Source organism: Streptomyces sp. NPDC126497 (assembly GCF_040302425.1).
Taxonomy (GTDB): domain Bacteria; phylum Actinomycetota; class Actinomycetes; order Streptomycetales; family Streptomycetaceae; genus Streptomyces.
This window is the reverse complement of sequence record NZ_JBEORT010000150.1, coordinates 1-12,737: the sequence shown is the minus strand read 5'-3', so window position 1 is coordinate 12,737 and position 12,737 is coordinate 1. Positions and strand designations below refer to the sequence as shown.

Sequence of the window (12,737 nt, the reverse complement as noted above, 5' to 3'; positions counted from 1 at the left end):
CGGCGGGGGAGGGCGGCGCCGGCACCGGGACGGGCCGGTGCCGCACCGGCAGCTTGTCGCCCGGCCCCTCGGATGCGGCCTCCGGACGCCCGGCCCCGGACGCGCCGATCAACGCCCGCCCGTGCGCGGACAGCGCGCCGCGCCCGGTGATCCCGAGCAGTTCCGCCTCGGAGAGCGTCCACCGCGCGATCCGCGTCCGCAGGTCCTCGCCGTCCCCCGTCCCGCGGGCGTCCTCCGTCGCCTGCCCGGCGGAACCCCGCACGCCGCCGCGCGGCGGCCGCTCCCAGCGCAGCCGCGCCAGGACCGACCCGGGGGCCGGCGCGGCCCCCTCCGGGAGCCCGGCCAGCAGGGTCAGCACCCGGTGCCGCACCTCCGGGGCCGCCGAACGGTCCAGGTCCGGGCCCAGCGCCGACAGCGTGCGGTCCTTCGCGTCCCGCCCGCCGACCAGCCCCGGCGTCCGCGTCGCCGCCAGCCACGTCGTGGCCAGGTGCGCCCACCGCTCGGCGGCGGGCCGCTCGAGCCACTCGTCGTACGCCGGGGTCGCCGCGTACCGCTCGTCCACCTCCCCGTCGGAGGCCAGCAGCCCGGCCGCGTAGGCGAGTTCCAACCAGAACGCGGCCACCGGCTCGGGCACGTCCAGGGCCACGGCGGTCCGCTTCAGGTCCCGCACGCTCAGCCCGCCGGCCCGCAGCACCGTGGGGCCGCCCCCGTGCCAGTCCTTCAGCAGCTCCTCGATCGTCGCCAGCGCCGTGTACGCCTGCCCGGCCGCCGTCGCGTCCACCACCTGGGGACGGTGCGCGGCGGCGGTCTCGACGGGCGGCGGCAGCGGCTCCGGCGTCCGGTGCGCCCGCCCGGCCCGCAGCCGCAGCGCGACCTCGCGCGGCAGGACGACCGTGCCGGGCGCCGTCGGCAGCAGCAGCCCCCGGTCCAGGAGCCAGCGCAGCCGGGGCGCGGGATCGGCGGTGACCTGCCCGTACGGCGGACCCCAGACCAGCCGCTCCAGCACCTCCACGGACTCGGCCGGCGCCTCGTCGAGCAGCGTGGACATCCGCACCGGGTCCTCGAACAGGGCGGTCAGGGCGGCCACCGCGGACACCGAGTCGTGCGTGGAGGGCAGTCCCGCCGTCGCCACGATCTCCTGGATCCGCCCCGGCGACATCCCCGCCGTGGCCTCCCGCACCGTCGGGCCGAGCCCGGTCGGCGAGGGGTGCTGCGGCGACGGCGCCAGCAGCTCGCGGGCGGTGCGGACCAACCGCAGCCGGTCGTCCCCGCCCCACACCAGGGCCTGCTCGCGCAGGGTGCCGAGCGCGTGCGGCAGCGCGGCGGAGACCGCCGGGTCGCCGTCGTCGCCCGCCAGCAGCCCGAGCAGCTCCCCGTACGTCGCCGGGTCCGCGGCCACCGCCAGCGCCTGGGCCGTCTGCAGCGTGAACCGGTCCAGCCGCTCCAGCGCCCGGACGACCGAGGCGCGGGTGCCGGCGCGGGTGGCGAGCTGGGTGAGGTCGGTCGGCACGGGCGTGACGAGGTCCGGCCGGCTGCGCAGCAGCGCGGCCAGGGCCACGTCGTCCCGTCCGCGAAGGGCCTCGGCGAGGGATCGGGGGGCCGCAGGCTTCTCCTCGGTGCTCATCCGACTCACGGTAGCGGGTGGGTGTGCCGGTGGCGTGCCGGGAGTTGGGTCGGCCGGGCCGACTCGGGGTACCGTCGGGCGACGGTGTCCCGACGCATCCGTCCCGGAGGGGACTTCGTGGGTATCGAGAGCGACCAGGTCGTCTACGAGTATCTGAGCCGCGTCGGCGACGTGGCGCAGCAGCGGCAGCTGCCGTCGGCGGCCCGCATGCGGCTGGTCGCCGGGCTGCGCGACGAGATCGACCGGCGCAGGGCGAAGGCCGTGGTCGACTCGCCGGCCGCGGTCCGCCGCATCATCTCCCGCATCGGCACGCCGACCGAGGTCGTCACCGCGGCCGAGGACGCCTCCGGCGCCGCCCCGCACGCCGCCGCGCCGTCCCCCGCCGTCCCGGTGCAGCGGGAGCCGGAACGCGGCGCCGAGGCCCGCGAGGACCGCCCGAAGGGAATGCTGCGCCGGATCGTCCCCCGCCCCCGCCCGGCCGGGACGCCGGACCCCGCCCCCGCGCCGTCCCCGCCGCACCGGGCCGGCACGGACGAACTCGGGGACGGCTCCACCCAGCCCGACTGGTGGCGGGTGGACAACAGCGCGTTCGGCGTCGGCGACGAGGTGCCGGGCTTCGTGGGCGGGGTCGAGATCCCCGAACTCCTCAAGCCGCCCCCGGCGAAGGAGGAGAAGGCGGCGGGGACGCCGCCCGGCCCGGCCGCCGCCCCCGCCGCCGAGGCGGAGCCCGCCGCTCCCCGTCGCCGCTTCCTCCCGCGCCTCCCCTCCGGCCGCTGGAGCAACCCCCTGCTCCTGCTCGCCGCCGGTCTGCTGGTCGCGGGAACCGTGATCGGCGACTGGCGCGCCCTGATCCTGGGCTGGCTCATCGCCTACGCCTCCCGCCGCCTGACCCGGGCGGAGATCAAGGGGGCGGTGGTCGTCCTGCCCGGCCTCGCGCTCGCGGGCGGCGTCGTCTGGCTCTGGGGCAGGACGGAGGGCCGCTGGGGAGACCCCGTCCCCGAGGGCCACATGAACGAGGCGATCTCCGGGACGTGGCCCTGGGTCGTCCGGGCCGCGGCCCTCAGCACGGCCCTGTTCCTGGTCTGGCGCTCCCAGCGCCCCCGCTGACCCCAGGCCTTCCGGCGCTCGGGGAGCGGGGGATCCGGGGCAGCGCCCCCCCCGGGCGAGGCGAGGGGAGGGGCGACGGGGGCGCGGTCCCCCGCCCGCGGCCGGTCGGGCCACAATGGCGCCCATGGCTCTCACCACCCCGCTCCCGCCCACCGTCGGCTTCGACCTCGACATGACGCTCATCGACTCCCGGCCGGGCATCCGTGCCTGCTACCTCGCGCTGGCCGAGCGGACCGGGACGTACATCGACGCCGACCTCGCGGTCAGCCGGCTCGGGCCGCCGCTGGTGGACGAGCTGATCAACTGGTTCCCGGCCGAGCGGGTCGACGAGATGGCGGACCTGTACCGGGAGATGTACCCGGCGTACGCCGTCGCGCCCACCCTCGCCCTGCCCGGCGCCCGGGAGGCGATGGCGGCGGTACGGGAGGCGGGCGGGCGCGCGATCGTCGTCACCGCCAAGTACGAGCCCAACGCCAAACTGCACCTGTCCCACCTCGGGATCGAGCCGGACGCCGTGATCGGCGACCTGTGGGCCGAGCGGAAGGCGCTGGCGCTGCGCGCGCACGAGGCCACCGTCTACGTCGGCGACCACGTGGGCGACGTGCGCGGCGCGCGGACCGCCGGCGCGCTGTCCGTCGCCGTCGCCAGCGGCCCGTGCGACGCCGTGGAACTCCGCGAGGCGGGTGCGGACGTCGTCCTCACCGCCCTGACGGAATTCCCGCAGTGGTTTTCGGACTACCGCTCGGACGACTGACCGGAAACCGGCCCGGAAACCCGCCCCGCCCGCGCCCGGCGGCGTCCCGCCGCGGCCGAACGGAACACGCCCGCCCCGGCCATCAGGAATCCGACGGCCATGAGCATGCTCAGCCCGAACATGTACGTCGGAAAGGGTGACGTGCCGAGGAACAGCGGGGCCACCGTGACCAGTGTGGCCACGGCGCCGGCGAAGAAGACGAGGGCACCCGCACGGACCAGGCCGTCACCGGGCGCGGGGGAATTCACTTGGGTTTTGTCACGCACCGGACCAGGGTAGTTCCCAGCACGAAGGAACGACCGGGTGACGTCTTGTCAGCGGCCCGAAGACCATTAGCCTGGGTACCGGCGGGTCATCGGGCCCGCCCGAGTGCTATCCAGAGCCTATTTCCGAAGCAGTTTTCCCGACGAGTACGAGGACGAGGACGGACGTGCCCACCGGCAAGGTCAAGTGGTTCAACAGCGAGAAGGGCTTCGGCTTTCTCTCCCGTGACGACGGCGGCGACGTCTTCGTGCACTCCTCGGTTCTCCCCGCCGGAGTCGAGACCCTCAAGCCGGGCCAGCGCGTGGAGTTCGGCGTGGTCGCCGGACAGCGCGGCGACCAGGCCCTCTCCCTGGTCGTCCTGGACCCGACCCCCTCGGTCGCGGCGGCCCAGCGCAAGAAGCCGGACGAGCTGGCCTCCATCGTGCAGGACCTGACCACCCTGCTGGAGAGCACCATGGAGGCGCTGGAGAACAACCGCTACCCCGACCGCGCCTCCGGCAAGAAGATCGCCGGCCTGCTCCGCGCGGTCGCCGACCAGCTGGACGTCTAGGGCCTGGCCCTCACGGGAACCGCAGCGCGTCCGGGCCGAGGGACGGCACCAGTCCCTCGGCCGCCGCACGCGTGAGCAGCCCCCGTACGGCCGCGTAGCCGTCCTCGCCGAGGTCGGCCGTGAACGCGTTGACGTACAGCCCGATGTGCTGGTCGGCGACGGCCGGGTCCATCTCCTGGGCGTGCGCCATGACGTACGGCCGCGACACCTCGGGCTCGTCCCAGGCCATCCGCACGGATGTCCGGATCGAGTCGGCGAGCCGCGTCAGCGCCTCCCCGCCCAGCGACCGCTTCGCGATGATCGCGCCCAGCGGGATCGGCAGCCCGGTGGTCCGCTCCCAGTGCTCGCCCATGTCGGCGAGCCGGTGCAGCCCGTACTCCCGGTAGGTGAAGCGTGCCTCGTGGATGACGAGTCCCGCGTCCACCTTCCCGTCCCGCACGGCGGGCATGATCTCGTGGAACGGCATCACCACGATCTCGCCCACCCCGCCGGGCACCACGTCCGCCGCCCACAGCCGGAACAGCAGGTACGCCGTCGACCGCTCGCTCGGCACGGCGACCGTGCGGCCCGTCAGGTCCACCCCTTCCCCCCGGGTCAGCACCAGCGGCCCGCAGCCCCGCCCCAGCGCGCCCCCGCAGGGCAGCAGGGCGTACTCCTCGAGGACGTACGGCAGCACCGCGTACGACACCTTCAGCACGTCGAGCTCACCGCGCTCGGCCATGCCGTTGGTGACGTCGATGTCGGCGAAGGTCACGTCGACGGCGGGCGCGCCCGGGACACGGCCGTGGGCGAGGGCGTCGAAGACGAAGGTGTCGTTCGGGCAGGGGGAATAGGCGATCCGCAGCCGCTGCTGCTCAGGGGTGGTCATGCTGGTTCCAACTCTCCAGGACGGGTGCGAGCTTCCCGAAGCCCTCGGTGAGGGCCCTCAGGGCGTCGCCGATGCGCCAGGCGGCGCGGTCGCGCGGGCCGACGGGGTTCGACACCGCCCGCACCTCCAGCACGGGCACGCCGTGGGCGACGGCCGCCTCGGCCACGCCGAAGCCCTCCATGCCCTCGGCGAGGGCGTGCGGGTGCCGGGCGCGCAGTGCGGCGGCGCGGGCGGCGGTGCCGGTGACGGTGGAGACGGTGAGGACGGTGCCGGAGCGGGCTCCCGTCACCCGGACGGCTTCCCGTACGAGTGACGCCGGGGGGTGGTGCGCGACGTGCCCGAAGCCCAGTTCGGTGACGGGGAGGAAGCCGTCCGCGGTCTCGGCGCCGAGGTCGGCCGCGGCGATCGTGCGGGAGACGACGAGCGAGCCGACCGGCGCCCCGGGCTGGAAGCCCCCGCCGATGCCGGCGCAGACGACGAGACGGTAGGGGGCGCCGCCGAGCGCGGCGGCGGTGAGCGCGGCGGAGGTGGCGGCGGCGGCCGCGGCGGGGCCGACACCGGCGGCCACCAGATCGCACCCGCCGTCCGTCCGGACCGGGCTCACCCCGGGGAGGCGCACCTGCTCGGTCCTCCCCGGGAACGCCCCGGCCACCGCGTCCCGCTCGACGGGGACCGCGGTGACCACGAGAACGCGTGACGACGACGTGATCAGTCGTCCTTCTTCTTCAGCCGGAAGGACCACAGGCCCGTGGTCGAGTCCTCGCCCTCCTTGATCGACACCAGGGTCGAGTCGCCCTGGGCGCCGTACTGGGCGTTGAAGAACACGCTGCCCGGGATGGCCTGGTAGGTCTTCTTGCTGGAGTCGACCAGCGGCTGGCCGTTCATCAGGATGGTCCAGCCGTTGTCGGCGATGTCCGGGTCGACGCCGAAGCGCACGGTCTCGGTGGGATCGACGTCGATCACGTCGATGTCCTTGTCCTTCAGGCACGCGTTGAGCGTCTTGGTGTTCAGGGCCTCGCCCTCACCACCGCAGGTCGCCTCCGAGCTCACCGAGTCGCCGCCCACCGTGATGGTGGCCATCGACGTCGGCTTGTCACAGGCGGCCAGGACGAGCAGTCCGGCGGATACGGCGCCGACGGCGGCGACGGCACGGCGGCGTCGCACAGCGCGGTGTGTCAGAGCGGCTGCGCCGCGGGGCAACGTGGTCATGGCCGAAGGCTATCGGGCACGTGTGCTCCGCTCCCCACCTGGGGTACGGCGTGGCCGCGGCGTTACGCCACCCGCGCCCGCCCCCCGGTGCCCTGCCGCGCCGAACGGACCAGCCCGCGGACCGTGGTCAGCCAGCCCGCGGCGACGATCGCCGCGCCCACCGCCAGCCCCAGGGGGCCGACCAGCGGCATCACGATGCCGATCGCGCCGCCCAGCACCCACGCCATCTGCAGCAGCGTCTCCGAGCGCGCGAACGCCGACGTCCGCACCGGCTCGGGCACGTCCCGCTGGATCAGCGCGTCCAGCGACAGCTTGGCCAGCGCCTGCGCGAACCCGGCGATCGCGGCGAGACACGCCACCAGGACCGCGCCGAAGAACACGGCGGCCAGCACCGCCGCGGCCAGCACGCACGCCACCACCGTCACGATGATGAACTCCGGGGCGCGCGACCGCAGCCACGCCCCCACCGCCGTGCCGAGCGCGTTGCCCGTGCCCGCCGCCACGCCCACGATGCCGAGCGACACCGCGGCGCTCTGGCCGGTCATCGGATGCTCGCGCAGGAGGAAGGCGAGGAAGAAGATCAGGAAGCCGGTGAGGCAGCGGACGGTCGCGTTGGCGCCGAGCGCGTGGGTGACGGCCGGGCCGACCGTGCGCAGTCCGGGACGCCTCCCCGGCCTGCCGCGCGGGACGCGCAGGTGACGCTCGTCGGCGGCGAGCAGCGCCACGTCCTCGCCCTTGGCGGAGTCCACCGTCGGCGGCAGCCGGAAGGACAGCAGCGTCCCCGTCACGAAGATCACGAACGCCCCGTACAGCGGCCAGCGCGGCCCGATCTGCTGCAGGCCCGCGCCGATCGGCGCGGCGATCCCGGTCGCCAGCAGCCCGCCGAGCGTCACCCGCGAGTTCGCCTTCACCAGGGAGAAGGCGGGCGGCAGCAGCCGCGGCACGACCGCGCTCCTGACCACCCCGTACGCCTTGGAGGCCACCAGCACGCCCAGCGCCGCCGGATACAGCTCCAGTCCGCCGGTGACGACCGCGCCGGACAGGACCAGTGCGAGCAGCGCCCGGGCGAGCATCGCGCCGGCCATGGCGGCGCGCCGGCCGTGCGGGAGACGGTCCAGGAGCGGGCCGATCACCGGGGCGAGGAGGGTGAACGGCGCCATGGTGATGGCCAGGTAGAGGGCGACCCGCCCGCGCGCCTCGTCGGTCGGCACCGAGAAGAACACCGTGGACGCCAGCGCGACCGTGATCATGACGTCGCCGGCGCCGTTCACGCCGTGCAGTTCGATGAGCTTGCCGAGCCCGGACTCCCCGGCCCCGTGCGCGTGGGTGGCCCGGCGGATGCCCCGCGCGGTTCCGGTCACCGGCAGGTGCAGGGCGCGCCCGAACGCGCGGAGGCGGCCGCCCGCCCGGCCCGTCCCGGCGCGTCGGCTGCTGCCCCTGACCCCTTTGGCCCCACCGGTCCCGGTGGCGTCCTGGGGTGTCCTCGCGGTAGCCACGACGCCATAGTGCCCCCGGAAGGCCGTGTGTAATGCCGTATCCCGCGGACGGCGCCCGGGGTGCGGCTGTACGGCGGAACGCCGCGGGCCGCCGGGAAGGCACCGCCGGAGGCGGTCGGGCACCCCCGGAAACCGGCGCGCGGGACTCCGGAACAACCGTCGGTGTAGGCCCAGCGCACGCGAGAAGGTAGCGTGCGTATCTCAGCCATCCCGCAGAATGGATGGAGGCGCGCCCGAGCACGATGCGGCGCGGACGTCGACGCGGCCCCCCGGTCCGCTCCGTCCGCCCCCCGCGCTGGGAGTGGCGCACTCGTGAGACGGCGTAGGAGAGAAGCGATACCTGTGAGCGCAGCGACAACGCGAAGCCGCACCCCCGACCGTCTGTGCGCCGAGGCCGTCGACCTCGCCCGCGCCGCAGCAGAGGAGGCCGCCGCGCCCGGGGTCGTGGGCGAGCACGAGGGGCTGGTCTCCGAGGGCGACCGCGTCGTCACCCACTTCTTCGGGTGCCTCGAGCTCGGCTACCGCGGCTGGCGCTGGGCCGTCACCGTCGCCCGCGCCTCCCGCGCCAAGATCGTCACGGTCGACGAGGCGGCGCTGCTGCCCGGCCCCGACGCGGTCCTCGCCCCGGAGTGGGTGCCGTGGAGCGAGCGGCTGCGCCCCGGTGACATGGGCCCCGGCGACCTCCTCCCCACCGACGCCGAGGACCTGCGCCTGGAACCCGGCTTCTCCGGGGAGGAGGAGCCGCCGCCGAACTCCGCCGTGTCCGGCGAGATGGCCGACCTGGTGGAGGCGGAGGACGCCGAGGTCTCCGGGGGCGCCCCGGCCCACCTGGCGGTGGTCCCGTCCCGCGGCACGATCGCGTCGGTCGCCGAGGAACTCGGCATGCGCCGCGCCCGGGTCCTGTCCCGCTACGGCCTGCACGCCGCCGCCGACCGCTGGGAGGAGGCGTTCGGCGCGAAGACCCCGATGGCGCAGGCGGCCCCCGCCTCCTGCGTGTCGTGCGGCTTCCTCGCCCCGATCGGCGGCTCCCTGGGCCAGGCGTTCGGCGTGTGCGCCAACGAGTTCTCCCCGGCCGACGGCCGCGTCGTCTCCCTGGGCTACGGCTGCGGCGGCCACTCCGAGGCCGCCGTCATGCCGAAGCCCCCGCAGCCGGCCCCGCCGGTCATCGACGAGACCCGTGTCGACCCCTTCCCCCTCCGCCCGTCCCCCGACTCCGGCTCGGTCCCGGCGACGGAGGACACCTCGACGGCGGAACTGGGGCACTCCTAGCCCCGCCCGGGGACGGCACGGCTCAGGCGCGTACCGTCCCCGCGGCCGCGTCCAGCACACCGCTCGGCTCCCGCAGGGCGTCGGGCGTCTGTTCGAGGCGTGGAACGAGTCCGCTCACACGTCCTCGAAGACCTCTTCGGCCTTCGGAGCGGTGACGGCGCGGGCGAGCCAGCGGCGGAGGAGTTCGGGGTCGGTGCAGTTCGTGATGCGGCTGCGGACGTCGTCGGGGACATCGAGGCCGCGCTGTTCCAGGACGAGCAGGACGTCTTCGGCACCGCGCCGGGCGCGTTCCTCGTCGCGTACTTCGCTGCGTACCTCGTCGCGTACTTCGCTGCGTACCTCGTCGCGTACCTCGTCGCGTACTTCGCTGCGTACCTCGTCGCGGATTTCTTCGGCGAGGTAGGACTTGTAGAAGGAGAGGTCCACGGCCACCAGATTCCTCCAGAGATTCTTGGCCGGGCACTTGGCCAGGCCTTGTGCGGTGAATTCGACGAGGGGCTTCGCGATGTCTTCGGGTGCGTCCCGGAGCGCTGTGGACAGGGCTTTCAGTATCGCATCGACACCCGGTTCGGCAGCGTGTGTGATGGCTGCCAGGCTGGCCAGGACCAGGTCGGCGCGGGCTTCCTCCGGATCGGTGATCACCGGCATGTTGTGCGGTCCGGCGACCAGGGGACGCAGGGTGAGAGTGGGCAGCTGGGGCGGTCCGCAGCTCACCGACTGCTGGGCCCACCTGGCCGTGGCGTGGTCCTGGCACACGACCAGGAGCGCCGTGGGCAGCCGGTACTTGGTCCACAGGTACGCGGTGTAGTACGCCCAGCTCGCCGGCTTGTCCGGGTGCTTCTTGCCCTGGGCCTCGACGGCCAGGAGGAACGGGCCCTGCTCGGCGGTTTCCAGTTGGAGGAGGGTGTCGACCCGGCGTTCGACGGGATCGGTCTCCGTCAGGTCGGTCGGCAGGGCTGTCGCCTTCACCGGGGTGGGGATGTCGATTCCGAGGAAGCGTGAGACGCGGCTGAAGAGTCCGGGGTCGTGCTGGAAGATGCGGTGCATCGCCTCGTGGGGCGGGCTGACCATGGGTTTCCTCGTGGAGTCAGGAGTGGGTGGCGGCTGCACGGCAGGTGCGGCAGTGGGTTTGGGTTTCGGGGGCGCGGAAGGCGTGGTCGCAGCCGTCGCAGTTGCGCAGCGGGTGGCGGACCGGGGACGGGGCGGCCGGCGCGCGGTACGGGGGCGGGAGCCGGGCGGTGAGGCGGTGGGCGAGGAGGGCGGCGGGGCGGTGCAGGGGTCCGTCGGGGAGGTCGGTGGTGAGGGCGTGGCGCAGGGCGGTGGGGGTGACCTCGCGTTCCAACCAGGCGACGACCCCGGGGGCGAGGTGTGCGGTGTCGGGGGCGGAGAGCAGGAGGCGGGGGTCGTGGCGGCGCAGGCCGGCCAGGAGGTCCGTGGCCTGCTGGAGGAGTGCGGCGGCCGCGGCGCGGGTGGGCCGGGGGACGGCGGGGAGGGCCTTGCGGGGGCGGGGCCGGGGCGTGCGGTCGGTCGCGGCCGGCCGGGGCTGCGGCGCGGGGCAGTCGGGGGTTGCCGCCTCGCGCCGGTGGCCGGGCTGGTTGCAGGACGTCGTGCGGGTGACGATGCGGCCGGTGGACGTGCGGACGCGTTCGCGACGCAGGTAGCCGTGGGCCTCCAACTCGCGCAGGGCGGCGGCGATGCGGGTGGTGCCCTCCTTGAAACGGGCGGCCAGCGACTTGATGTCGGCCGGGGCGCCGGTGGGGAGGGACTGGATGTGGCAGCCGAGTCCGATCGCCAGCAGGGAGAGGTCCGGGTGCTGGGTGAGGTGGTTGCCGATCACCGTGAAGCGGGCGGTGTGGCGGGTGTTCTCGTGGATGACGCCGCCGGTGTGGTGACGCGATCGGGTCGGATTGCCGGCGACGGCTGACTGGGCGCGCGGGGGCGCGCTAGGGTTTTGGCTATCCATCGGGAAGGTCCGTTCTTCCTTGGTGGTCAGGCCCTCGCACTGGGATTGCCGTCCCGGCGGGGGCCGAAGTCTTTCTCGGTTGTGTGCGCTGAGCGTAGGGGTGCCGGGGGTCCGGAAATCCAGTTGAGCCGGTGATGTTCACCCGCCCGAGTGATCGCGTGCCTCGGGCGGGAAAGGGTGGGGCTTGGTGGGGTCCTTTCCCCCGGGTTCTTGAAGGGGTAAGGCGCCGACGGCACCGGAGCTCCAGGACTCGGGTTCCGGTGCCGTGAGCCGCAGTTCGGCCCAGACGGTCTTGCGCGGGAAGCGGCCCTCGGTCACGCCCCAGCGGTCGGCGAGCGCCTCGACCGGCAGCAGGCCACGGCCGGACCCGGCCTCGGGGGAGGCCGGTTGCGGGTCGGGGAGGCGTTCGCCGCGCGTGTCGGTGACCTCGATGCGGAGGGTGTCGGCGACGACGTGGAACGTGAGCCGGAAGTCCCGTCCCGGGACGCGGCCGTGGGTCGCCGCGTCGACGGCCGGCTCCGCGATGACCTGACGGGCGGGATCCACCGGAAGCCCCCAGGAGCGGAGTTGTTCCGCACCGAGCAGGCGGGCGAGACGGGCACCGCGCGGCGTGGGGGAGAGCAGCACGGTGAAGTCGCGGACGGGGGCGGCGGTGGGGCGCTCCGACGGCAAGGTCAACGGGCGGCCCGTCTCCGACCCGAGGCAGCTCCGCTGGCGAGTCCTGCGTGGAACTCGCCCTCGCCCCCGGCGCCGTCCACGTCCGCGACTCCAAGGACACCGCCGGCCCCCGCCTCGCCTTCACCCCCGGAGCCTGGGCGCGTTTCGTCCCGTACGCGTCCGAGGGCTGATTCCGGGTCTCGTCCCCGGTGTCAGGCGGCCTGGGACATTCCCGCGCGCGCGGCGAGCCGGGTCTGGGTCGTACCCATGGCCGTACGGCGGTCACGGACTGCCGTGCCGAACAGGTAGGCGCGACGGGCCTCCTGGTATCCCTCGCGTGCCCGGCCGGCATCGGTGATCCTCCGGCGGGCGTGGTTCACGGGGATTCCTCCGGGAAGCGGCCGTAGACGGTGTGAGCGGGTGGGTGCTGGGCTTCGCATTCCTTTTGGACGGCCAGAGCACGCCGTACTTCCGCGATCTCCTGCCGCTGCGTTCTGGTGGAGACGGCGAGCAGCACAATGCGCCGACCGGGTGCGAGCCAGCAGGTGATGCGGAGATGGTGTCGTTCGAGGCGGAACCGGAGCTCTCGTACCTTGCCGCCGAGGTGGCGGGTGCAGGGCTCGTCGAGTATGCCGTCGAAGTCGGCAAGGAGGTCGGCGTAGGACATCACCCGGCCATGTTCATGAGGGGCCGGGTCGTTCAGCCATTTCTCGACCTCGGGTTCGAGTTCGATGCTGTACCACGCGCCTTGCACACCAGCGATGGCGTATATCGGTGGTGGTATGGGCAAGCGGGCGAGGAGCCCTGATGGCGAAGCCGCGGAACGCCGAAAGCGACCCCGAGGGCGGGCGCGGGGCCGCTCTCGGGGTCGCTCGGGTGGTGCCGGGTGCGCGGTGGGTCAGACGGTGACGCCGTTGGCGCGCAGGAACTTCACCGGGTCCACGGCGGAGCCGTAGTTCGGGGTGGTGCGGATCTC

At 74.4% G+C, this 12,737-nt stretch carries 14 protein-coding genes and 3 pseudogenes; 5 read left to right on the top strand and 12 right to left on the bottom strand.

Features of this window, described 5'->3' with window-relative positions; genetic code table 11:
* Positions 1 to 1,624 (bottom strand): annotated as a pseudogene (locus ABTY20_RS33600) (DNA-binding protein); the annotation flags it as partial.
* A 117-nt stretch (positions 1,625 to 1,741) separates the two neighbouring features.
* On the opposite strand from ABTY20_RS33600, the gene ABTY20_RS33595 reads away from it, so the two are divergent.
* Entirely contained in the window at positions 1,742 to 2,731 is a 990-nt protein-coding gene (locus ABTY20_RS33595; RefSeq protein ID WP_352000934.1) for a hypothetical protein, read from the top strand.
* Positions 2,732 to 2,855: 124 nt separating this feature from the next.
* On the top strand, positions 2,856 to 3,485 hold the full coding sequence (locus ABTY20_RS33590) for an HAD family hydrolase (RefSeq protein ID WP_352000933.1): 630 nt from the start codon (positions 2,856 to 2,858) through the stop codon (positions 3,483 to 3,485).
* Here ABTY20_RS33590 and ABTY20_RS33585 read toward each other — a convergent pair.
* Positions 3,467 to 3,751 carry a hypothetical protein gene (locus ABTY20_RS33585; RefSeq protein WP_352000932.1) on the bottom strand — a complete coding sequence of 95 codons (285 nt, stop codon included), beginning with the start codon at positions 3,749 to 3,751 and terminating at the stop codon, positions 3,467 to 3,469. The two genes, ABTY20_RS33590 and ABTY20_RS33585, sit on opposite strands and share 19 nt — an antisense overlap.
* A gap of 164 nt (positions 3,752 to 3,915) precedes the next feature.
* Between ABTY20_RS33585 and ABTY20_RS33580 the strand changes: the two genes are divergently transcribed.
* Positions 3,916 to 4,299, top strand: a complete 384-nt coding sequence (locus ABTY20_RS33580; protein ID WP_352000931.1) for a cold-shock protein — start codon at positions 3,916 to 3,918, stop codon at positions 4,297 to 4,299.
* Positions 4,300 to 4,309: 10 nt separating this feature from the next.
* On the opposite strand, the gene ABTY20_RS33575 is transcribed toward ABTY20_RS33580, so the two are convergent.
* The 4 genes from ABTY20_RS33575 to ABTY20_RS33560 all read right to left on the bottom strand — a co-directional run bounded on the left by ABTY20_RS33575 (position 4,310) and on the right by ABTY20_RS33560 (position 7,872).
* Positions 4,310 to 5,167, bottom strand: a complete 858-nt coding sequence (locus tag ABTY20_RS33575; protein ID WP_352000930.1) for a 1,4-dihydroxy-6-naphtoate synthase — start codon at positions 5,165 to 5,167, stop codon at positions 4,310 to 4,312.
* Positions 5,154 to 5,909 carry a futalosine hydrolase gene (locus ABTY20_RS33570; protein ID WP_352000929.1) on the bottom strand — a complete coding sequence of 252 codons (756 nt, stop codon included), beginning with the start codon at positions 5,907 to 5,909 and terminating at the stop codon, positions 5,154 to 5,156. Before ABTY20_RS33570 ends, ABTY20_RS33575 begins: the two co-directional genes overlap by 14 nt.
* Positions 5,876 to 6,331: a DUF2771 domain-containing protein gene (locus ABTY20_RS33565; protein ID WP_352000928.1), complete on the bottom strand. Its 456-nt coding sequence runs from the start codon at positions 6,329 to 6,331 to the stop codon at positions 5,876 to 5,878. Before ABTY20_RS33565 ends, ABTY20_RS33570 begins: the two co-directional genes overlap by 34 nt.
* A gap of 107 nt (positions 6,332 to 6,438) precedes the next feature.
* On the bottom strand, positions 6,439 to 7,872 hold the full coding sequence (locus ABTY20_RS33560; protein ID WP_352000927.1) for an MFS transporter: 1,434 nt from the start codon (positions 7,870 to 7,872) through the stop codon (positions 6,439 to 6,441).
* 342 nt (positions 7,873 to 8,214) lie between these two features.
* Here ABTY20_RS33560 and ABTY20_RS33555 point away from each other — a divergent pair, with 342 nt between their 5' ends.
* Entirely contained in the window at positions 8,215 to 9,141 is a 927-nt protein-coding gene (locus tag ABTY20_RS33555) for a DUF3027 domain-containing protein (RefSeq protein ID WP_352000926.1), read from the top strand.
* A gap of 114 nt (positions 9,142 to 9,255) precedes the next feature.
* Here the strand turns inward: ABTY20_RS33555 and ABTY20_RS33550 are convergent, their stop codons facing one another.
* From ABTY20_RS33550 to ABTY20_RS33540, 3 genes are all read right to left on the bottom strand, one after another.
* A complete protein-coding gene (locus ABTY20_RS33550) occupies positions 9,256 to 10,212 on the bottom strand; it encodes a hypothetical protein (protein WP_352000925.1) in 957 nt (318 codons plus the stop codon).
* Positions 10,213 to 10,228: 16 nt separating this feature from the next.
* Positions 10,229 to 11,104 (bottom strand): helix-turn-helix domain-containing protein, encoded by an 876-nt coding sequence (locus ABTY20_RS33545; RefSeq protein WP_352000924.1) that lies wholly within the window; start codon positions 11,102 to 11,104, stop codon positions 10,229 to 10,231.
* Positions 11,105 to 11,242: 138 nt separating this feature from the next.
* On the bottom strand, positions 11,243 to 11,782 hold the full coding sequence (locus ABTY20_RS33540) for an ATP-binding protein (RefSeq protein ID WP_352000923.1): 540 nt from the start codon (positions 11,780 to 11,782) through the stop codon (positions 11,243 to 11,245).
* Between the two features lie 23 nt (positions 11,783 to 11,805).
* Here ABTY20_RS33540 and ABTY20_RS33535 point away from each other — a divergent pair.
* Positions 11,806 to 11,952: pseudogene (locus ABTY20_RS33535) on the top strand (DUF397 domain-containing protein); the annotation flags it as partial.
* A 21-nt stretch (positions 11,953 to 11,973) separates the two neighbouring features.
* Here ABTY20_RS33535 and ABTY20_RS33530 read toward each other — a convergent pair.
* The 3 genes and pseudogenes from ABTY20_RS33530 to ABTY20_RS33520 form a co-directional block, all read right to left on the bottom strand.
* The gene (locus tag ABTY20_RS33530) at positions 11,974 to 12,141 is read right to left on the bottom strand and encodes a hypothetical protein (RefSeq protein WP_352000922.1); all 168 of its coding nucleotides are present in this window, start codon (positions 12,139 to 12,141) and stop codon (positions 11,974 to 11,976) included.
* The gene (locus ABTY20_RS33525) at positions 12,138 to 12,428 is read right to left on the bottom strand and encodes a type II toxin-antitoxin system RelE/ParE family toxin (protein ID WP_352000935.1); all 291 of its coding nucleotides are present in this window, start codon (positions 12,426 to 12,428) and stop codon (positions 12,138 to 12,140) included. The genes ABTY20_RS33530 and ABTY20_RS33525 overlap by 4 nt, the downstream gene beginning before the upstream one ends.
* A gap of 231 nt (positions 12,429 to 12,659) precedes the next feature.
* A pseudogene (locus ABTY20_RS33520) lies at positions 12,660 to 12,737 on the bottom strand (M23 family metallopeptidase); the annotation flags it as partial.